Origin of the sequence: Rhizobium sp. RSm-3 (assembly GCF_001854685.1) — a bacterium.
GTDB lineage: Bacteria > Pseudomonadota > Alphaproteobacteria > Rhizobiales > Rhizobiaceae > Rhizobium > Rhizobium ecuadorense.
On sequence record NZ_MAWZ01000024.1, the window covers coordinates 415,023 to 436,101 of the forward strand.

General features: G+C 61.2%; 18 protein-coding genes. 12 read left to right on the forward strand and 6 right to left on the reverse strand.

Annotated elements, in window-relative coordinates; translation table 11 throughout:
* Positions 1-87 precede the first annotated feature (87 nt).
* Both BBJ66_RS21080 and thrS read left to right on the forward strand, forming a co-directional pair.
* Positions 88-2,688 carry a tetratricopeptide repeat protein gene (locus BBJ66_RS21080; protein WP_071089519.1) on the forward strand — a complete coding sequence of 867 codons (2,601 nt, stop codon included), beginning with the start codon at positions 88-90 and terminating at the stop codon, positions 2,686-2,688.
* A 140-nt stretch (positions 2,689-2,828) separates the two neighbouring features.
* The gene (gene thrS / locus BBJ66_RS21085) at positions 2,829-4,835 is read left to right on the forward strand and encodes a threonine--tRNA ligase (protein WP_071089522.1); all 2,007 of its coding nucleotides are present in this window, start codon (positions 2,829-2,831) and stop codon (positions 4,833-4,835) included.
* Between the two features lie 255 nt (positions 4,836-5,090).
* On the opposite strand, the gene BBJ66_RS21090 is transcribed toward thrS, so the two are convergent.
* Complete coding sequence (locus tag BBJ66_RS21090; protein WP_049735617.1) at positions 5,091-6,191, reverse strand: hypothetical protein; 1,101 nt, start codon at positions 6,189-6,191, stop codon at positions 5,091-5,093.
* Between the two features lie 113 nt (positions 6,192-6,304).
* On the opposite strand from BBJ66_RS21090, the gene BBJ66_RS21095 reads away from it, so the two are divergent.
* From BBJ66_RS21095 to BBJ66_RS21115, 5 genes are all read left to right on the forward strand, one after another.
* Entirely contained in the window at positions 6,305-6,889 is a 585-nt protein-coding gene (locus BBJ66_RS21095) for a nitroreductase family protein (RefSeq protein ID WP_049735404.1), read from the forward strand.
* The gene (locus BBJ66_RS21100; protein WP_071089525.1) at positions 6,889-7,500 is read left to right on the forward strand and encodes a flavin reductase family protein; all 612 of its coding nucleotides are present in this window, start codon (positions 6,889-6,891) and stop codon (positions 7,498-7,500) included. Before BBJ66_RS21095 ends, BBJ66_RS21100 begins: the two co-directional genes overlap by 1 nt.
* Positions 7,501-7,606: 106 nt before the next feature.
* The gene (locus tag BBJ66_RS21105) at positions 7,607-8,752 is read left to right on the forward strand and encodes a DUF2336 domain-containing protein (RefSeq protein ID WP_071089529.1); all 1,146 of its coding nucleotides are present in this window, start codon (positions 7,607-7,609) and stop codon (positions 8,750-8,752) included.
* A 107-nt stretch (positions 8,753-8,859) separates the two neighbouring features.
* Positions 8,860-9,168 (forward strand): type II toxin-antitoxin system RelB/DinJ family antitoxin, encoded by a 309-nt coding sequence (locus tag BBJ66_RS21110; RefSeq protein ID WP_071089532.1) that lies wholly within the window; start codon positions 8,860-8,862, stop codon positions 9,166-9,168.
* Positions 9,165-9,458 carry a type II toxin-antitoxin system RelE/ParE family toxin gene (locus BBJ66_RS21115; RefSeq protein ID WP_071089534.1) on the forward strand — a complete coding sequence of 98 codons (294 nt, stop codon included), beginning with the start codon at positions 9,165-9,167 and terminating at the stop codon, positions 9,456-9,458. Before BBJ66_RS21110 ends, BBJ66_RS21115 begins: the two co-directional genes overlap by 4 nt.
* Positions 9,459-9,477: 19 nt before the next feature.
* On the opposite strand, the gene BBJ66_RS21120 is transcribed toward BBJ66_RS21115, so the two are convergent.
* Positions 9,478-9,888, reverse strand: a complete 411-nt coding sequence (locus BBJ66_RS21120) for a hypothetical protein (RefSeq protein WP_071089537.1) — start codon at positions 9,886-9,888, stop codon at positions 9,478-9,480.
* A gap of 126 nt (positions 9,889-10,014) precedes the next feature.
* Here BBJ66_RS21120 and BBJ66_RS21125 point away from each other — a divergent pair, with 126 nt between their 5' ends.
* Complete coding sequence (locus tag BBJ66_RS21125; RefSeq protein WP_071089540.1) at positions 10,015-10,473, forward strand: GNAT family N-acetyltransferase; 459 nt, start codon at positions 10,015-10,017, stop codon at positions 10,471-10,473.
* Positions 10,474-10,515: 42 nt separating this feature from the next.
* On the opposite strand, the gene BBJ66_RS21130 is transcribed toward BBJ66_RS21125, so the two are convergent.
* The 3 genes from BBJ66_RS21130 to parE form a co-directional block, all read right to left on the reverse strand.
* Positions 10,516-11,712 carry an AI-2E family transporter gene (locus BBJ66_RS21130; RefSeq protein WP_071089543.1) on the reverse strand — a complete coding sequence of 399 codons (1,197 nt, stop codon included), beginning with the start codon at positions 11,710-11,712 and terminating at the stop codon, positions 10,516-10,518.
* Between the two features lie 115 nt (positions 11,713-11,827).
* Positions 11,828-12,967 carry an esterase-like activity of phytase family protein gene (locus tag BBJ66_RS21135; protein WP_071089546.1) on the reverse strand — a complete coding sequence of 380 codons (1,140 nt, stop codon included), beginning with the start codon at positions 12,965-12,967 and terminating at the stop codon, positions 11,828-11,830.
* A gap of 201 nt (positions 12,968-13,168) precedes the next feature.
* Positions 13,169-15,274: a DNA topoisomerase IV subunit B gene (gene parE, locus BBJ66_RS21140; protein ID WP_071089549.1), complete on the reverse strand. Its 2,106-nt coding sequence runs from the start codon at positions 15,272-15,274 to the stop codon at positions 13,169-13,171.
* Between the two features lie 219 nt (positions 15,275-15,493).
* Here parE and BBJ66_RS21145 point away from each other — a divergent pair, with 219 nt between their 5' ends.
* The 4 genes from BBJ66_RS21145 to BBJ66_RS21160 all read left to right on the forward strand — a co-directional run bounded on the left by BBJ66_RS21145 (position 15,494) and on the right by BBJ66_RS21160 (position 19,739).
* Entirely contained in the window at positions 15,494-16,393 is a 900-nt protein-coding gene (locus BBJ66_RS21145; RefSeq protein ID WP_071089551.1) for a phospholipase, read from the forward strand.
* A gap of 125 nt (positions 16,394-16,518) precedes the next feature.
* The gene (gene tpiA / locus BBJ66_RS21150; RefSeq protein WP_071089554.1) at positions 16,519-17,289 is read left to right on the forward strand and encodes a triose-phosphate isomerase; all 771 of its coding nucleotides are present in this window, start codon (positions 16,519-16,521) and stop codon (positions 17,287-17,289) included.
* 140 nt (positions 17,290-17,429) lie between these two features.
* Entirely contained in the window at positions 17,430-17,966 is a 537-nt protein-coding gene (secG, locus tag BBJ66_RS21155; RefSeq protein ID WP_071089557.1) for a preprotein translocase subunit SecG, read from the forward strand.
* A gap of 144 nt (positions 17,967-18,110) precedes the next feature.
* Entirely contained in the window at positions 18,111-19,739 is a 1,629-nt protein-coding gene (locus BBJ66_RS21160; protein WP_012557733.1) for a CTP synthase, read from the forward strand.
* Positions 19,740-19,988: 249 nt separating this feature from the next.
* On the opposite strand, the gene BBJ66_RS21165 is transcribed toward BBJ66_RS21160, so the two are convergent.
* Positions 19,989-20,966, reverse strand: coding sequence for an AraC family transcriptional regulator (locus BBJ66_RS21165; RefSeq protein ID WP_071089560.1), 978 nt, complete (start codon positions 20,964-20,966; stop codon positions 19,989-19,991).
* Positions 20,967-21,079: the final 113 nt, after the last annotated feature.

The following is a 21,079-nucleotide window of genomic DNA, read 5'->3' on the forward strand; positions in this document are numbered from 1 at the left end:
TTCACCGCGAGTTGAAAAATGCACTTGCAGTTGAATAAGTCGCGGATATCTGTGTATTTCCTCTCCTGGTTTTGAAAATCCGCGCAAATGAAGTTTTTCACTTATCTCGCAACCGCGTCACTTCTTCTCGTTGTCTCCATTGTCAATTCTCCCATAACCTGGGCGAGTGGCGCGGACCTTACATCCGGCGCCAGGTGCCGCCATCTGGCGCGTGATGAAGTAGAAATCAACAATCTCGCTTACTGGCGGGATGCGCTTGCCGCTTGCGAAGCCTATTTGGAGGCAGAACCAAGCTCCATCGACGCCCGTTATTTCTGGCTCGCCAGCAAGTTCAATCTTCAGCAATATGAGCCGGCACTTGCCGGATTCGAGGAATTGGCGGCCCAGGGGCACGCTCCCTCCATGGATTATCTGGCGGCGGCATCTGCTTACGGTTTCGGACGTGAGCGCGATTTCAATACTGCGCTGTCCTGGCTGAGAAAGGCAAGAGAAGCAAACGATCCGCGCTCCGCCGATTATCTCGGAGAGATGTATAAGCTGGGATGGGGCGTTCCGCAGGACTTCGTCATGGCGCGGTCCTATTTCGAACTTGCAGAACGGCTGGGCTATGTTCCGGCCAAGAGATCGCTTTCCTGGATGTATCTGGATGGGGTCGGTGTTTCGGTCGACGCCGAGCGAGCTTTCGAATTGCTTTCAGCCGCAGCACAAAAGGGCGATGAGCGAGCGATAACGGACATCGCATTCCTTTACACAAGAGGTATTGGAACGGAAAAGAACGCCGAACGCGCTGTTACCATGCTGGACGATCTGGTGCGGAGAGGCTCCGCCGATGGGATGAGGACCCTTGCTCGATTTTATCTGAAAGATGGGGACAAGGCGCAGAAAAAGACGGCGCTCGATCTCCTCGAGAAAGCCGTGGTGCTTGGCGACGGCAGCGCGATGAGGACGCTGGCAGACGTTTACATCGCGGGCAAGGAAACGGAGCGAGACTTCGCGAAGGCAGAGGCCCTGCTGGATCAGGCAATTACGCAACGGATAATCGCTGCCTATCGCGGCAAGGCTGGGCTTTTCCTGAACATGCCCGATCCGCGCTATGACCAAGCCATGTACTGGATGAAAGAAGCCGCCTCTCGCGGAGATGCCCGTGCCATGGCGGATGTGGGCAGTATATATGAGCAGGGTAAAGGTGTGCCGGCAGACGAAGGCGAAGCCCGCATCTGGTATGAAAAATCTGCCGAACTCGGAGATTCAAGCGGTGCCCGACATTTCGGCCAATCGCTCTATATGGGAACGGGTGGTCCTCGCGACGTCGAAAACGGTGTTAAGTGGCTCGAGAAGTCGGCTGCTTCGGGCGACACCTATGCCATGCGGGTCCTTGCCTACGGTTATGAAAATGGCAGCGGTCTTCCGAAGGATGCGGTGAAAGCTTTCGAATGGTTCCAGAAGGCGGCCAACGAAGGAGATGAGGACGCATATCTTGAAGTCGCGGACCGTTCCTATGACGGTACGGGTACGACTGTCGACGCCAAAAAATCCTTTGCCTGGTATTTCAAGGCCGCCGAAAGTGGTTCGGCCAAGGCCCAATATTGTGTTGGGCTTATGTATGAAAGAGGCGAAGGTACTGCTCAGGATTCGAGAGAAGCCGTACACTGGTTCAAGGCCGCTGCGGAGAACGGATATATCGAGGCCTTCGCCGAGCTTGGCGAAATGTACGCCAATGATGCCAATCTGCCACGAGACGACGGCAAGTCGATCGACTATCTGGAAAAAGGCGCGGCCGCTGATAACGCCACGGCGATGATCCTGCTCGGCATCAAATATGAGGATGGCGATGGGGTCGTTCGCGACTATGCGAAAGCGATCGAGTGGTACGAAGCCGCGGCGAACAAGAAATCTGCCGACGCGATGTACAGGCTCGGGACTCTCTATCGAGGAGCGGATGGAAACCTGAAGGATTTCGGCAAGGCTCTGGAATGGCTGACGAAGGCCGGGGCCTATGGAAATGCGAAAGCCCAATACTCCCTGGGCGATATGTACGAATATGGGCAGGGCGTGCCTATTGATCGCTCCAAGGCGCTCAGCTGGTTCATGATGGCGGCCTTCAAGCAATATCCTGAAGCGATGAACGCCGTCGGCTATTACTACCAGAACGGCATTGGCACCAAAGAGGACCAGACCATCGCCCGCAACTGGTTTCAGAAGGCGGCCGATGCGGGATCTGCGGCCGGCGCTCTTAATCTTGCGTGGTATTACGAGAACGGCAAGGATCAAGACCAGGCTATCGCATTCCAATATTACAAGAAATCCGCCGAGCTGAATTCGGCCGGCGGCATGTTCGCGCTCGGGCGTTTCTACGACGATGGCCTCGGAATTGCTGTCAACCGGCAAGAAGCCATCAAATGGTATCTCCGAGCCGCTGACGCGGGCTACCGAAGAGCCGCCTATCGACTTGCCTATGCTTACGATGCGACCTTCAGCTCCGACAATGCGGCCGAGAACATCCTTCTCGCGATCCAGCAGGGCGACAGGCAGATTACCGATGAGTTGAAGGCTTTTTCGCCTTTCACCCGCACAGCGCTAAAGAGGAGCCTGTCACGGCGCGGCCTTTACGATGGGTCTATCGACGATGAAATCGATCAACCCTTGAAATCGGCTCTCAAGAGCTATGCGGGAAGCTATGGCGGATAGGCGCTGTGTTTCGTTTCGCCTCGCTTCTCCTTTACTAGCGCCGCAAATCTGAGTATCAGGCGGCGGCGCATCCAAAGAACGGAGGCGCTTGCGTTTCAACCACCCGCATTCGTTGGCGGGACTGGACAAGGAGAATTTCGATGTCTGAAGCCATTTCCCTGACATTTCCCGATGGTTCCGTGCGCAGCTTTCCGGCTGGCGCAACCGGCAGGGATGTCGCCGAATCCATTTCCAAGTCGCTCGCCAAGAGCGCAGTCGCCATTGCGCTCGACGGCGCCGTGCAGGACCTTTCCGATACCGTCACCGATGGCAGGATCGAGATCATCACCCGCAAGGACGGCCGCGCGCTGGAGCTCATCCGGCATGATGCTGCGCACGTCATGGCTGAAGCCGTGCAGGAGCTCTGGCCCGGCACGCAGGTGACGATCGGCCCGGTCATCGAAAACGGCTTCTATTACGACTTCGCCAAGAACGAGCCCTTCACGCCCGACGATCTGCCGAAGATCGAGAAGAAGATGAAGGAGATCATTGCCCGCAATGCGCCCTTCACCAAGCAGATCTGGTCGCGCGAGAAAGCCAAGGAAGTCTTTGCCGCCAAGGGCGAGCAGTACAAGGTCGAGCTCGTCGACGCCATCCCGGCTGGCCAGGATCTGAAGATTTACAATCAGGGAGAGTGGTTCGACCTTTGCCGCGGCCCGCATATGGCCTCTACCGGCCAGGTGGGCACGGCCTTCAAGCTGATGAAGGTTGCCGGTGCTTATTGGCGCGGCGACAGCAACAACGCCATGTTGTCCCGCATTTACGGCACGGCATGGGCCGACCAGGCCGATCTCGACAACTACCTGCACATGCTGGCGGAAGCCGAAAAGCGCGACCATCGCAAGCTCGGCCGCGAAATGGATCTGTTCCATTTCCAGGAGGAAGGCCCGGGCGTCGTCTTCTGGCATGGCAAGGGCTGGCGCATCTTCCAGGCGCTCGTCTCCTATATGCGTCGCCGGCTCGCGGTCGATTATGAAGAGGTCAACGCGCCGCAGGTACTCGATACCGCGCTCTGGGAAACCTCGGGTCACTGGGGCTGGTATCAGGAAAACATGTTCGCTGTGAAATCGGCGCATGCGATGACGCATCCGGAAGACAAGGAAGCCGATAATCGCGTCTTTGCGCTGAAGCCGATGAACTGCCCCGGCCACGTGCAGATCTTCAAGCACGGGCTGAAGTCCTATCGCGAACTGCCGATCCGTCTGGCCGAATTCGGTCTGGTGCATCGCTACGAGCCTTCGGGCGCGCTGCATGGGCTGATGCGTGTGCGCGGCTTCACGCAGGACGACGCGCACATCTTCTGCACCGACGAGCAGATGGCCGCCGAATGCCTGAAGATCAACGATCTGATCCTGTCGGTCTACGAAGATTTCGGCTTCAAGGAAATCGTCGTCAAACTTTCCACCCGGCCGGAAAAGCGCGTCGGTTCCGACGCACTCTGGGATCGCGCCGAAGCCGTGATGACCGACGTGCTGAATACGATCGAAGCGCAGTCGGAGGGCCGCATCAAGACCGGCATTCTGCCGGGCGAGGGCGCCTTCTACGGGCCGAAGTTCGAATATACGCTGAAGGATGCGATCGGCCGCGAATGGCAGTGCGGCACGACGCAGGTCGATTTCAACCTGCCTGAGCGATTCGGCGCCTTCTATATCGACAGCAACTCCGAAAAGACGCAGCCGGTGATGATCCATCGCGCCATCTGCGGCTCGATGGAACGCTTCCTCGGTATCCTGATCGAAAACTTCGCCGGCCATCTGCCGCTCTGGGTGTCGCCACTGCAGGTGGTGGTCGCGACGATCACTTCGGAAGCCGACGCTTACGGGCTTGAAGTGGCCGAGGCGCTGCGCGAGGCCGGTCTCAACGTCGAGACCGATTTCCGCAACGAGAAGATCAACTACAAGGTCCGCGAACATTCGGTCACCAAGGTGCCTGTCATCATCGTCTGCGGCAGGAAGGAAGCCGAGGAGCGCACGGTCAATATCCGCCGCCTCGGCAGCCAGGACCAGGTTTCGATGGGGCTCGACGCCGCCGTCGACAGCCTTGCCTTGGAAGCGACGCCGCCAGACGTCCGTCGCAAGGCCGAAGCAAGGAAAGCCAGGGCGGCCTGATAAACGCCTCTATCCGACAGCGCCGGGCTACGGCGCTGTCGGAAATCTGATCAAAGGCCGCGATATTGCCGTCACGATCATGCAGCGAATAAACACGCTGCAATGCGCTTCAAAGAATTTCCCATGCCAAAGATGGAACGCGCGCTCGGAACGCTTCCTGTCTGGACGGTCAGCGGCGCTATCATGAGCCTCTCATGTCAGCGGTGCTGCCGAAGCGCGCCCGTCCCGGCTGAGCCGAGACCGCTTGCGGTACAATCAATCGAGACTGGAGTCGTCGCCGCCTTGCGGCGCGAGCTGTTCGTAGGACGGGAGTGGCGCCACCGGAGCCGGCTGGACGCCTGGCGGCGGCGGCGTGCCGACAGGCACTTGCTGCACCGTGCGGGCCGCGTCGTTCACCGGCGGCTGCGGCTGCTGGTCCTTCATCAGAACCTCGACATCGGTATTCCTGCCGGCGACGACGGTGAAATCGCGCTGGTAGATCTTGTCCTTGTTGCGGGCGACGGCGGAATATCCGCCTTCGGCGAGAACCATGGTCGGGAAGGCGCTGACGCTTTCGCCGACGCTGTCGCCGGCCGCTGTCAGGATCGACCATGCCGTATCGGCGATCGCCTCGCCGCCGGCATCGGAGACCAGCTTGAAGGTGACCTGCGCGGCGCGATGCTGGATCGTCGCTTCGGTCAGCTTGCCGGCTTCGACCTGGATATCGGCGCGGATGACGGCATTGACGCTGCCATATTCGGAAACGATGTGATAGGTGCCGGCATTGAGACGGACGACGGTGTTCGGCGAGACATCGGCCACGACGAGGCCGCGCTCGCCGTCGTCGCGCACTTCCGAGGAATAGATCGAGAAGCTCAACTGGTCGGGGCGGATGCGGGCATCGGTGCCGGAGACGGCATTGAGCAGCAGGCCGCCGGCATCGAGCACCATCACCTGCTTGTCGACCTCGCCGTCAGCGGGCACGGTCAGTTTCTTGGTGACGCCGGCGCGGCCGAAAGAGACGTTGACGAAATAATCGCCGGGAGCGAGCTGGAAGGCAGCGGGTCCGCCCTTGGCGCTGGCAATCAGCGGCAGCTTGCCGTCGGCTCCGGCGATCGGGCTGAAGACATACCAGGAGAGGCCCTCTTCGACCGGGGTGCCGTCCGCCGTCAGCTTGGCTTCCATCGGCACATCGCGCAGCTTGACCCCTTCGGCCGCAGCACCCGGTGCGATGAAAGCATCGAGCTTCGGCATCTTCGACGTCGATTCAAGCTGTTTGAACTCCTTGAAGGCATCCTGAGCGCCGGCGCCTGGAGGCGTCAGGATCGTCAGGGCAATGGCAAGGCCGATGCGTGCAAAAGGCGAAATGCCAAACATCTGTTTCGTGAACCGATTGACTTCTGAAATCGCAAAGGCCACTTCAAGACCAACGCGATGGCAAATTCAAGACCCGCCCATTGCAGCAGCATAAAAATGAGAGTTTCTCCCGCATGAAATCCGATATCAAGCTGATCGACTACCTCGCCGTGCGCCGCTCCATCCCCGCGTTCCAGATGTGCGAACCAGGCCCGGAGAAGGCCGAAATCGAGGAAATCCTGCGTCTTGCCTCGCGTGTTCCCGATCACGGCAAGATCGCGCCATGGCGCTTCATCGTCTATCGCGGAGATGAGCGCGCCCGCCTCGGCGAAGAGCTTCTGACCTTGGCACTTCAGACGAAACCCGAGCTTTCCGAAGAGATGATCCAGGTCGAGCGCGCCCGTTTCACCCGTGCGCCGGTGGTGGTTGCCGTCGTCAGCAAGGCAGGACCGCATATCAAGATCCCGGAATGGGAGCAGTTGATGTCGGCCGGCGCGCTTTGCTTCAACGTCATCCTCGCCGCCAATGCCAGCGGTTATGTCGCCAACTGGCTGACGGAATGGTTCGCCTATGACGAGCGCGCCTATCCGCTGCTCGGCGTCGGGCCCGACGAAAAGGTGGCGGGCTTCATCCACATCGGCTCGACGACGTTTCCGGCCATCGAGCGGCCGCGGCCGGAGCTTGCCGATACCGTGACCTGGGTCGGCGGGGAGAACTGATGTTTTACACCACCGACGGGAACCGGCACGGGCTGGCGCATGATCCGTTCAAGGCGATCGTGTCGCCGCGCCCGATCGGCTGGATCGGCAGCAAGGGCAGGGACGGTTCGATCAACCTCGCCCCCTATTCCTTCTTCAATGCCGTTGCCGACCGCCCGAAGCTGGTGATGTTTTCGTCCGCAGGGCGCAAGGACAGCCAGCGCAACGCGGCCGAGACCGGCGTCTTCACCTGCAATTTCGTGGGTCGCGATCTCGCCGAGAAGATGAACCTTTCCTCGGCGGCGCTGCCCTATGGCGAGAGCGAATTTGCTTTCGCCGGGCTGACGCCGAAGCAGGCCGAGCTCATCGACGCGCCCTATGTCGGCGAGGCTTTCGCGGTGCTCGAATGCAGGGTCACCGAGATCATCGAGCCGAAGACGCTGTCGGGCACACCGTCGGAAAACGTCCTCGTCTTCGGTGAGGTGGTCGGCATCCGCATTGACGAGGCGATCGTCAGGGATGGCCGTCTCGACATGTCGATCGCTCGGCCCTTGGCCCGTATGGGCTACATGGATTACAGCGAAGGCAGCGATGTTTTCGAGATGATGCGGCCGCACCTGCCGAAGGTTTAGATCGGCCGCAAGGCATATAAAGGCTTAAGAAATATGGTGAACCAATCTTAAACCTTTTGCCGCTACCGTCGCAGCATTGAATGAAACGCGAGGGAATCGCGTTCAAGTGCTGGGGCGTCGCGTGATCGTAGAAGCTTTCCTTCGTTGGATCGAAACGGCCAAGACCGGTGACCGGGCCCGGGCCGCAAACGCGCTCGGGCGGGCCTATCTGCAGTCCGAGATGACGGTGGACGAACGGGCGGCGGCCGAGATGGCGATGACCTTCCTGCTCGATGATCCTTCGCCGCGCGTGCGGCTGGCACTGGCCGAGGCGATCGCCTGGTCGCCTGATGCGCCGCGCAGCCTGATCCTTTCGCTTGCCGAAGACCAGCCCGAAGTCGCCTGCCACGCGGTCACCTGTTCGCCGCTTTTAAGCGATGCCGATCTCGTCGACCTTGCCGCACGCGGCAACGGCGCCACCCGCATGCTGATCGCGGCGAGGGCGCATGTGACGCGCCCTGTCTCCGCCGCTCTTGCGGAGGTCGGCGACGAAGAGGAACTGCTCTGCCTGCTCGAGAATGACGGCGCGGTGATCTCGACCCTGTCGTTGAAACGCATCGCCGAACGGCTCGGCGACTGCTGCGACATCCGCAACCTGCTTCTCGACCGCAGCGATCTTCCGGCCGACGCCCGTCAATTGCTGACCCAGCATGTCAGCAATGCGCTGATCGGCCTGCCGCTGGCACAGGCGGCGATCGGCCTGCAGCGGCTCCAGCGCATCAGCCGCGAGGCGACCGAGGCTGCCATTGTTTCGATCGCCGGCGACATCGCGCCGCGCGAAATCCCCGACCTCGTCGAACATCTGCGCCTCAACGGCCGGCTGACCCCGTCCTTCCTGATGCGTGCGCTCTGCGCCGGCAAGGTGGATTTCTTCGCCGGAGCGATCGTCAATCTGACGGGGTGCGGCGAGCGCCGGGTTCGCTCGATCCTGGCGACCGGACGCATGCATGCCGTGCGCGCGCTCTACGAGTCCGCCGGCCTGCCCAGGGATATCAGCGTCATCTTCGTGGAGGCGACGCTACTGTGGCGCGAAGCCGCCAGGAAAGCACCGGGCAGCGTGCTCGGCACCGTCTGCAGCCGGCTTCTCGAAAAATTTCGTCACCATGACGGCGCCCACGGCGCGGTCGGCGAACTGCTCGATATGGTGGAAAAACTTGGGGTCGCCGAACAGCGGCAATCGGCCCGTGTCTATGCGGCGCTAGCGGCTGCATAAATTCAGAAACCGCTCGCACCGCTCGTCCCCTGCTGGGATAAGATTGATCCTGGCTGGCATATGTCATTCAATTGCATTACATTGAAGCATATCCAAGGAGACCCCGCATGGCATCAAACGCGCTCGTCCAAACTCGCATAGATGCTGCCGTCAAGGATCGCGCTACGGCTGTTCTGGAAGATATGGGCCTGACAGTCTCGGATGTCGTCCGCATTTTATTGACCCGCACCGCGAATGAGGGGGCTCTGCCGCTCGAACTTATCAGCAACAGCGACGCTTATGACACATGGTTTCGTGGAAAGGTCCTTGAAGCTCTCAATGACACCCGAGCCGATGTTGATGATGCCGATGTCGAGGCTAGCTTCGAGAAGAGGCGCGCGGCCGCAATGCGGAAGAGCCAGGCCGCTGAATCGTGAGGCTTGTCTGGGCCAGGTGTGCCGTATCCGATCGAGACAATATTTTCACATACATTGAAATCGAGAATCCAAGGGCGGCAGTCCATGTCGACCAGAAAATCGTTTTTGCCGTTCGTCGCCTCGTCGAATTTCCGGAAAGCGGAAGACCGGGACGGATCGCAGGTACGCGGGAGTTGGTCATCCCAGGCACGCCCTATATCGCCGCATACGTCGTGCAGGAGGACCTAATCCGGATCCTTCGCGTCCTCCACGGCGCCCAGGTTTGGCCTGGCGACATTTCAACTGAATGAGTTTGCGGCCGCGCTCTTCTCAATCGGCGAGCCGCGTCACCACCCAGGAATAGCTGGCGGAGACGAAATGCACCGGTTTGGCGAGCGTGTCCTTGACGCTCCTGCCGGAGGGCAGATGGTCGCGGACCTTTCCAGCAATGTCGTCGGCAAAACCACGCAGTCCCTGCGGATGCTGTTCGGCGACTTCGGGTGCGGCCGGCGGTACGGGCGCCGGTTTCGGCGGTTCGGCGGCGGCGAGCGCTTTCGGTGCCTCGCAGACCGCGATCACCGAGGGATAGCTGACATTGGCATAGGTTTTCAGCCGGCGTTCGGCTTCGGCATCGCAGGCGGCAACCGTCTCCCAGCGCTTGTCCACGGTCGCGACATAGTTGCACTGGCTGATGGAGTCGTCGCAACCGAGAATGGTCATCGCGATCAGCACCGCTTGCATATTCTGTCTCCTTGGCTATTGAGCATGTCATCGTCTTAGAGGGCGCAATTCCAACCGAATGAAGGCAAGGGCATTAACTCTTGGTCATCTCGGGAAAATTGTGCCTGCCCGGCAGAAAGAAGCAGCATGTCCGTCACCATCGCCCTGGAGCCGCCGCGTCAGGACGGCGTCATCCGCCTTCTCGATCTTTCCGATGCCTATGCGCAGTCGCTCTATCCCCCAGAGAGCAACCATCTGGTCGACCTTTCCTTGCTGGAAAAGCCGTCAGTGAGCTTCCTGGTCGCGCGCAACGGCGATGCGATCGTCGGCTGCTGCGCGCTCGTCGAGGCTGGCGACGGCACCGCCGAAATCAAGCGCATGTTCGTCGATCCCGAGGCGAGGGGCCTGAGGATTGCCAGCGGCCTGATGCATGCGCTCGAAGCGATCGCTGGGGAGAAGCAGCTGTCGGCAATCCGGCTCGAAACCGGCATCTACCAGCCCGAGGCGATCGCGCTCTACCGCAAATACGGTTACCGGGACATCGAGCCTTTCGGCAGCTATCTGCCGGACCCGCTCAGCCTGTTCATGGAAAAGCGGCTGGGATGACGGTCTGCAAAGGCCGGTTCAGCCTTCGGCAATAGGGCCTTTTCAGCCTTCGGCAATACGGGGGATTGCCGGTGGGGCTTGCTCGTTGATGAGAACCTGCGGTCCCGTTTCGCCCTTATCGGCGCTGCGGGCCTCGTGGATCCATTCGCGCCAGATGGCGACGATCAACGCCATCAGCACCGGGCCGATGAAGAGGCCGAGGAAGCCCATTGTCTTGACGCCGCCGACAAGCCCGAAGAAAGTCGGCAGGAAAGGCAGCTTGATCGGACCGCCGACGAGCTTCGGCCGCAGAGTTTTGTCGACGATGAAGAGTTCGACCGTACCCCAGACGAAGAGACCGATACCGGCGACATGCGAGCCGCTGGCCAGCAGATAGATCGAGACCAGCGTGAAGGAGAGCGGCGCGCCGCCCGGGATCAGCGCCATCACGCCCGTCAGCACGCCGAGGGTTACCGGTGACGGCACGCCGGCAATCCAATAGGCAAGTCCGAGCACGATGCCTTCGCCGATCGCAATCAGCGTCATGCCCATGACGGTGGAGCTGATCGTCGCCGGCACGACGCGGGAAATGCGCTCCCAGCGGTTCGGCAGGATGCGCTCGCCGAGCATGTCGATCTGCTTGGAAAAGGAAAAACCGTCGCGATAGACGAAGAACAGCGCGATCAGCATGAAGAGCAGCGTCAACAGCAGGTGGAAGGCGCCGCCGCCGGCCGCAAGCACGGCACGGTAGATATTGCCGATATTGGCGCCGCTGACCGCCTGGATGACCTCGCCCAGGGCGCCGGGGCTGCCGATATATTTGGTCCAGACTTCATCGAGATAGGCGCCGGCCCAAGGCAGCGCGACGATCCAGGCCGGTGTCGGGGCGCCGGCGCGGTTGGCGTGGATTGCCCAGGCAACCCAGGTGCGCACTTCACCTGTCGTATAGGTGACCGCAAGCCCGATCGGGATGACCAGGAAGGTGACGATCATGATGATGGCGATGGTCGCGGCGACCGTCGTATTGCCGCCGACGCGGGCAAGAAGCTTGCGGTAGAGCGGCCAGCTGGCAAAGCCGATGACCAGGGCTGCCAGCACCGGCACCAGGAAGCCGTAGAAGAAGTAAACCCCGGCCGCGACGATCAGAACCAGCAGCCAGCGTGCGGCCGAGATGGAGGGAATCAGCGGCGTGCGTGTCGGCGCCGACGAGCCGAGCCATCGCGGTTCATGATTGCTTTTCTGACGGTCGAACACACCCACACGCGCCTCTTCTTTTTCTTGTCCTCTGGTTATGGGCCATCACCCCGGCTGTTTCAAGGTCCGCACCCCGAAAGCGTATACAAAGCGTCGCTATTCGGCCGTCAGACCGCGCGTCTTACTGCTGCGGACGCTTGAGAAGCTTGAAGGCGTAGAATTGAGTCTTCTGGGCGGTCGAGAAATTGTTGTCGGAACCAAGAATGAGAACGTCGGTGCCGTCCTTGGCCTTGCCGAGCGACATCGCCTCGATATTGTCGGGGACGAGCCCGATTGCTCTCAGATCAAGGATCTGGCTCTTGCGGGCGGGGACGACGCGCTGGTCGGTTTTGGCGAGCGAAGCGATGGCGGATATATCAGTGGCATCGGCCAGATCCATCATCATGATCTTGATGGTGTTGCCGTAGCCCTGGGCATAGCTGCGCTCGACGGCGAGCAGGCGGTGATCGTCAAGCGCAAGCATTTCCGACATGCCGTTGTCATTGCCGCCGTCGGGTTTGGTTGCGGCCTGCGGGATCGGTGAAACCGGATAGACGTACTGAGCCTTCGGCTCGCCGGTTGCGCCGTCATAACGGATGATGCGCGACAGGCTGCCCGTGGTCAGCGACGGGTTCGGGCCGTCCTGATAGAGGGCGGCTTCAACGCCGACGAAGACATCGCCCGAGGGTGCCACGGCCAGATCCTCGAAAGCGAGGTTGTCGCGAATGCCGGTCGATTTATCGGCCGTCGGCGCAAAGCCCTCCGGCAGCTTGAATTCGCGCAGGAAGGAACCATCCGGCGCAGCGACACGGACGAAGGGCGCAAGCAGCGCCTTGCCGTCGCCTTCACTGCCCCAGTAAATGCCGTCCTTGCCGAGACGGATCGATTCGGGATCGACGGTCCTGGCGGCGAAGGGTTCGCCGTTCTTGTCCTTCAGCGTAGTCTGCTTGACGATGGAGACGCCCTTGAGGCCCGAGGCATCGACATCGACGGCGAGTTCATAGAAGCGGGCCGGCGCCCTTTCCGAGCGGTCGTCGCTGATGGCGAGATAGTGGCCGGTGGCGGCATCGAAATCGAGGCCGGAAATGCCACCGAACTCGACGCCGTTTTCCATATGGCCTGTGGGGATAACGAATTCACCGAGATAGGAGAGCGAAATGCCGGCGGCGCAATCGCCGAAGGGGCAGGCCGTTTCGAAGCTGGCCCCAATATCTGTGGCGCTGGCGGTGACGGTGCTGGACAGGAAAACGAAAGCGGCAGCCGCGAGAAAACGCTTGGTCATGGCAAAATCCGGCAATGGGTTGAAAAACGGTTCGAACCGGCGCAGCCGCTCTTCTCAGGAGAAGGCCGCACGCCGACCGCTTCATGCGCCCGTTGTTTGACGGAGTTGTTACGGTTCTTCGTCAGTTCCGTGAAATTGCAGATGCTAAAATGCAGGCCGCGCCGAACGGTATCTATTCCAGTTCGGCGCGACTCTTATAACTTAAATATCGAGGTTTTCAGCGAAGGCCGCGCGTTCCTGGATGAAGCGGAAGCGGGCTTCCGGCTTGGTGCCCATCAGGTCGTCGACGGCGCTGCGGGTGCCCTCGAAATCCACCTCGTCGATCAGCACCTTCAGCAGGGTGCGTTTGGACGGATCCATCGTGGTTTCCTTGAGCTGGGCGGGCATCATCTCGCCGAGACCTTTGAAGCGGCTGATCTCGACCTTGGCCTTGCCCTTGAACTCCGTCTGCATCAGCTCGGCGCGATGATTGTCGTCGCGGGCATAGGCGGATTTGGCCCCTTGGGTGATCTTGTAGAGCGGCGGCACGGCGAGGAAGAGGTGGCCGCCGCGCACCAGCTCCGGCATCTCCTGATAGAAGAAGGTGATCAGCAGCGAGGCGATATGGGCGCCGTCGACGTCGGCATCGGTCATGACGATGATGCGTTCGTAGCGCAGGTCTTCGTCGCGGTATTTCGAGCGGGTGCCGCAGCCGAGCGCCTGGATGAGATCGGCGAGCTGCTGATTGGCGCCGAGTTTTTCGCGGCCGGCGCTGGCGACGTTGAGGATCTTGCCGCGCAGCGGCAGGATCGCCTGATTGGCGCGGTTGCGCGCCTGCTTGGCCGAACCGCCTGCCGAATCGCCCTCGACGATGAAGAGTTCGGCACCTTCGGCGGTGTTCTGCGAGCAGTCGGCAAGCTTGCCGGGCAGGCGCAGTTTGCGCACCGCCGTCTTGCGGTTGACTTCCTTTTCCTTGCGGCGGCGCAGGCGCTCCTCGGCGCGCTCGATCACCCAGTCGAGCAGCTTGGCCGACTCATTCGGGTTATCGGCAAGGTAATGGTCGAAGGGATCGCGCAGCGCGTTCTCGACGATGCGCTGGGCCTCGACGGTCGCAAGCTTGTCCTTGGTCTGGCCGACGAATTCCGGCTCGCGGATGAAGACCGACAGCATGCCGACGGCCGAGATCATCACGTCATCGGTGGTGATCTGCGCGGCGCGCTTGTTCTGCGTCAGCTCGGCATAGGCCTTCAGGCCCTTGGTCAGCGCGATGCGCAGGCCGGCCTCATGCGTGCCGCCTTCAGGAGTCGGGATGGTGTTGCAATAGGAATGCACCTGCGGATCGCCGCCGTACCAGGTGATCGCCCATTCCATCGAGCCGTGGCCGCTGGTTTTCTCGGTCTTGCCGGCGAAGATCTCGCGGGTGACGGTGAACTCCTTGCCCATCGTCGCCTGGAGGTAATCCTTCAGGCCGCCGGGGAAATGGAAGACCGCCTTGTCAGGCACCTCTGAACCTTCGGGCAAGACGCCCGGCTCGCAGCTCCAGCGGATCTCGACACCGCCGAACAGATAGGCCTTCGAGCGCGCCATCCGGAACACCCGGGCGGCGTCGAACTTCATGTGATCCCCGAAGATCTGGGGGTCGGGGTGGAAGCGCACGCGGGTACCGCGGCGATTGTGGACGTCGCCCAATTCTTCCAGGCCGCCTTGCGGCAAGCCGCGGGAGAAGCGCTGGCGGTAGAGCTTGCGGTTGCGTGCCACTTCCACTTCGAGGTCGTCGGAGAGGGCGTTGACGACCGAGACGCCGACGCCGTGCAGGCCGCCTGAGGTCTCGTAGGCCTTGCCGTCGAATTTGCCGCCAGCATGCAGCTTGGTCATGATGACTTCGAGCGTCGACTTGCCCGGCACCTGCGGATGGTTCTCGACGGGGATGCCGCGGCCGTTGTCGGAGACGGTCAGATAACCCTCGAGGTCGAGGTAGACCTCGATGAAATTGGCGTGTCCGGCGACCGCCTCGTCCATCGCATTGTCGATGACTTCGGCAAAAAGGTGATGCAGCGCCTTTTCATCGGTGCCGCCGATATACATGCCCGGGCGCATGCGCACCGGCTCGAGGCCTTCGAGGACGCGGATCGACGAGGCGCCGTATTCATCGGCGTTTGACGCGGCGGGTGCCGGGCGCGCAGAGGCTCCAGCAGAGGAGGCTCCAGCAGCAGGCGGGGCAGCGGCGGGCGCAGCCGTCACCGCCGGCCGTTCGGCCGCAGGCTTCTGCGCCTCCTCGCGTTTTTCAGAGAGGGGCATTCCGGAAAAGAGGTCGTTGCTATCGTCCATGGAGCCGTTCAGATCTTCATCCTGTCTTGGGTCAGGCTTGGGGCTTGCATCCGCCGCCGACCCAAAATCACCGCATTTCATGTCACGTTTGCGAATCAGGCAGATTTTGCCAGAAAGCACCTCTATACGCGACACCGCCAGTTTTGGCGGCTTTTCACACATGATTTGCGTTGCCGGGCGCGGAATGGCAAGCGGCGGCAGGCTTCAGGAACCATCCGAATGCGAATGTCCACAAGTCATTGCACCATCATCACTGCAATTGCGGCCTTTTTCCTGTCCGCGGCTGTTTTGTCGGCTGTCGGGCCGGCGAGGGCGGGCGATGCGCTGCCGCCGTTCAAGGACGATCTGTTTTCGAAGCAGGCCATCTTGCAGACCGGCGATGACGGCGCCTTCGAGGTTATCGACTATGACGAGATGCGCGATATCAACGGCCGCGACCAGATCCCGCAAAAGCGGGTGCAGCAGAAATATGTGGCGCTCGGCATCCGCAAGGCTCAAGTCGACGAAACCCTGTCTCTCGACGGCGTCAAGCTCGATGTCACCAGGGTGGGACAGGCCCAGAATGCCGCCTTCACGGTGATTTTCATCCATGGCCGCGACGGCGACCGGCGGCTGGGCGCCAACGACTACAGCTTCGGCGGCAATTTCAACCGGCTGAAGAACCTCGTCGCCGGTAATGGCGGCGTCTATTATTCGCCGACGGTCAGGAGTTTCGACAGCAACGGCGTTGCGGCAATCGCCGGCCTGATCCGCTATGCCAGCGCACAATCGCCCGGCCGGCCGATCATCCTGTCCTGTGCCTCGATGGGCAGCCAGGTCTGCTGGGGCATTGCCCGCGATGGCGACAGCGTCAAGCGGCTGAAGGGCATGCTTGTCATGAGTGGCGTCACCGATCCCGATTTCACCAGGAGCGTCTTCTACAAGGCGAAGCTACCGCTCTGGTTCGCCCATGGCAGCCGCGACCCGGTCTATGCCGCCAGCACTCAGCAGGCGCTGTTTGAAAGCCTGCACAAGGTCAAATATCCGACGCACTTCACACTGTTTCAGACCGGAAACCACGGGACGCCGATCCGGATGATCGACTGGCGCCGGGTCTTGAATTGGATTCTTGCCGACTAGCAGTTGAATTTCGGAGAAATATAGGCGGGATCGCCGAGATTCCCCTTACGTCAAGGGCATCATGCTTTTCTTTGCCGCGCGCTTTTGATATGGCCCAAGGCCTAGGCAGAATTTGGAAGGCTGGCATGACACCTGACGTGCGCCCGCTCGTGGCGGGAAACTGGAAAATGAATGGCATGCGTGCCTCCCTGGATCAAATCAAGGCGATCGCCGAGGGCGTTTCCTCGCCGCTTGCCGACAAGGTCGAAGCGCTGATCTGCCCGCCGGCGACGCTGCTCTACGTAGCGACGGCGCTCTGCACCGACAGCCCGCTGGCGATCGGCGCTCAGGATTGCCATCAGAACCCGTCGGGTGCGCATACCGGCGATATCTCGACCGAGATGATTGCCGATTGTTACGGCACTTATGTCATCGTCGGCCACTCCGAGCGGCGCACCGACCATGCCGAAACGGATCATCTGGTCCGCGCCAAGGCGGAGGCTGCCTTCGCCGCCGGGCTGACGGCGATCATCTGCATCGGCGAAACGGCCGATGAGCGCCGCACAGGCCAGGCGCTCGACGTCATCAAGCGTCAGCTTTCCGCCTCGGTTCCGGACGCCGCCACCGCCGAGAACACCGTGATCGCCTATGAGCCGATCTGGGCGATCGGCACCGGAGTGACGCCGACTGCGGGCGATGTCGAAAAGGCGCATGCCTTCATGCGTGCCGAACTCGTGGCCCGCTTCGGCGGTGAAGGCCGCAAGATGCGTCTTCTCTATGGCGGCTCGGTCAAACCGGCCAATGCCGGCGAGCTGATGGGCATCGCCAATGTCGACGGCGCGCTGATCGGTGGGGCGAGCTTGAAAGCGGCCGACTTCCTCGCCATCTACCGTGCCTATGAGGCGCTGCTCGCCTGAGGCATTGTTTTTATTCCCGGGTTATTCGTTTATCCCGGGGCTTATTCCGGGCCGAAGGGCTTGGAATAGATGAAAGCCTCATGTAAAGAGCCGCCAGAATTCTTAACTTTGTCCGTCTCCAGGCGGGCAGGACTGGACCCATGCAGACCGTATTGATTGTCATTCATCTCATGATCGTGCTCGCCCTTGTCGGCGTCGTGCTCATCCAGCGCTCTGAAGGCGGCGGCCTCGGCATTGGCGGCGGTTCCGGCTTCATGTCGGCGCGCGGCACGGCCAATGCGCTGACGCGCACGACCGCGATCCTTGCGACCCTGTTCTTCATCACCTCGCTCGGCCTCGGCATTCTGACCCGTTACGAAGGCCGTCCGAGCGATATTCTCGACCGCATTCCGGCAACGGGCGGCCAGGGCAACGGCATTCTCGATTCGCTCGGCGGCGGTGCGCAGGCTCCGGCAAGCCAGCCGGCCGGCAACGGCGTTCCGAGCAGCGGTGCTGCGACGCCCGCACCGCAGGCTCCCGCCGCTCAAGCTCCTGCCAGTGGGGCTCCGGCAACGACCGCTCCAGCGGCTCCGGCTGCCAGCGAACCTTCAGCGCCGGCTCCGGCAACGACTGCCCCGGCAGCGCCTGCAACTCCGGCCGCACCGGCTCAGCCGGCCGGCGTCCCGACGGGACAGTAAACCGGTCTTCGACATAAACCGCCGGCAGGCCCTCGGGTCTGCCGGTTTTCTTTTGTTCAGATTCCTTCGCCACGCTTCGAAAATTCCGGAAAAGAATTTTTGGGGCTGGTGGAATCGTTTTTGAAAAGGTATCCGGTGAATCCCATGGCGCGATACGTATTCATCACTGGCGGCGTGGTTTCCTCTCTCGGAAAAGGAATTGCGGCCGCGGCTCTCGGAGCGTTGCTGCAGGCCCGTGGATATCGGGTGCGGCTTCGCAAGCTCGATCCCTATCTGAACGTTGACCCGGGCACGATGAGCCCGACTCAGCATGGCGAGGTCTTCGTCACCGACGACGGCGCGGAAACCGATCTCGATCTCGGCCACTACGAACGCTTCACGGGGCGTTCGGCGACCAAGACCGACAACATCACCACCGGCCGCATCTACAAGAACATCATCGACAAGGAACGGCGCGGCGATTATCTCGGCGCGACGGTGCAGGTCATCCCGCACGTCACCAACGAGATCAAGGATTTCGTCATCGAGGGCAATGACGATTACGACTTCGTCATCTGCGAGATCGGCGGCACGGTCGGCGATATCGAGGCGATGCCGTTTATGGAGGCGATCCGCCAGCTCGGCAACGACCTGCCGCGCGGCACGGCCGTCTACGTCCACCTGACGCTGATGCCCTATATTCCGGCAGCCGGCGAACTCAAGACCAAGCCGACCCAGCATTCGGTCAAGGAACTGCAGGCGCTCGGCATTCATCCCGATATCCTGTTGGTGCGCGCCGACCGCGAAATTCCGGAAGCCGAGCGCCGCAAGCTGTCGCTGTTCTGCAACGTGCGCCCGTCGGCCGTCATTCAGGCGCTCGACGTCGCCAACATCTACGATGTGCCGATCGCCTACCACAAGGAAGGCCTGGATGACGAGGTGCTCGCAGCCTTCGGCATCGAGCCGGCGCCGAAGCCGCGTCTCGACCCCTGGGAAGAGGTCTGCAACCGCATCCGCACGCCTGAGGGCGAGGTGACGATCGCGATCGTCGGCAAATATACCGGCCTCAAGGATGCCTATAAATCGCTGATCGAGGCGCTGCATCACGGCGGCATCGCTAATCGCGTCAAGGTCAAGCTCGAATGGATCGAGTCCGAGGTCTTCGAAAAGGAAGATCCGGCGCCCTATCTGGAAAAGGTGCACGGCATCCTCGTGCCCGGCGGCTTCGGCGAACGCGGTTCGGAAGGCAAGATCCACGCCGCCCGCTTCGCCCGCGAACGCAAGGTGCCGTATTTCGGGATCTGCTTCGGCATGCAGATGGCGGTCATCGAGGCGGCGCGCAATCTCGCCGACGTGTCCGGCGCTTCCTCGACCGAATTCGGCCCGACCAAGGAGCCGGTGGTCGGCCTGATGACCGAATGGGTCAAGGGCAACGAGCTGCAGAAGCGCACGGCAGCCGGCGATCTCGGCGGCACGATGCGTCTCGGCGCCTATAAGGCAGCGCTGAAGAAGGGCACGAAGATCTCGGATATCTACGGTTCCACCGATATTTCCGAGCGTCACCGCCACCGCTACGAGGTCAATGTCGACTACAAGGACCGGCTCGAGAGCTGCGGCCTCGTCTTCTCCGGCATGTCGCCGGATGGCGTGCTGCCGGAGACGATCGAATATCCCGATCATCCCTGGTTCATCGGCGTGCAGTATCACCCCGAACTGAAGAGCCGGCCGCTCGACCCGCATCCGCTGTTTGCCAGCTTCATCGAAGCGGCAACGGAACAGAGCCGCCTCGTCTAACCGCAATGACGATCCAGATCGCGCGATTTCAAGCGCGATCTGGGCAAGTACCTGTGGTGCTCTATTTTGCCGGCATGGCCCCACGGATCATCTGGGCCACTGTCTGCGATGCCGAAGACAAGAGTTTTTCCGGCGAAATGACGGTCCATTGAATCCACTGCCTCCTTGCACACGGATCCCCGAAACTTTCCCGGTGAGTGTGGTCATCTGTGCACCAGTGTCGTTCCAAGCCACCGAAGCTGGTCGCGCCTAATGGGGGCCGGAGTCGCGGAACGCCTTCCTGAGCGTATCGGATGGGTGCTCTCCGAAAGTGCTGTAATAGTATCTGGCGAAGTGCCCGAGATTGCTAAACCCGCAGGCGTAGGCGACCGACGTTACACTCGTTGTTGAACTCGGGCTCGCCAGCATCGCCTTGGCGTTACGCATGCGAACCTGCTTGACGAAAGTCATAGGAGAGACACCGCGACCCTTCTTGAAAGCATAAAAGAGACTGCGAACGCTTGCGTTTGCAACCAGAGCCATGGCCTCGATGGTCAGCGGCTGATCCCAGTTCTGCCGGATATATTCCTCCACCCTGCGCACTTGCCACGGCGCCGATGCGAGGGGCTGCTTGTTGAGTAGGTGACTATAATTATGGCGGTTGCTGCAAAGGAAGGCGACGAGGAGCGCTTGCTCAAGTTCGGCCAGGACGAGCGGCGGAAGCGAAGCGTCTTCGCGGTCGAGCTCTCCGATCACAAACTCCAGCAGGCGGAACTGGGCGGCAGAAGCCTGGGAATCCGGTGCGATGTCGGTCACCATCGTCAACGGTGGATCGACAGGGCGGCCGATTAACGCGCTGAGCTTCCTGATCAATGCTTGCGGCTTGATCCTCACGATCAAATGCTCGAAGTCCGGTGAGTACCTAAGTCGCACCTCGGCGCCCACCCCTGTTACCAAACCACGACGGCGGGAGACGGTCGTCTCTGAGCCGTCGACGACAAAACTGCCATCCCCTCGAAGTGGAAAGCCTTGAAGATAAAAATCCCCATGCGAAAGGGATGCCTCAATCGAAGAACCGTATCGAGCAAAGCTCAGCCCGACATCGTGCAGCTCGCAGTGATTGAGGTGTCCCTCGAAATCCTGCTGCGCTACGCGGCCTATATCGAGTGACCGGACCGAGAACATACCCGACAGACGCTGGCGAAGCTCACCAACGTCGCGGGTTCGGACAGCCGAAAATCGGCGCAACGGATCTTTCCGAGCGTGGGGCATAGCACAGCCTCTCACAACAGCAAATTTCGGCCCCGCAGTTTTGGGCTAAATTCTGCACCCGCAGAGTAACGCAACATTGCGGCTTCGGG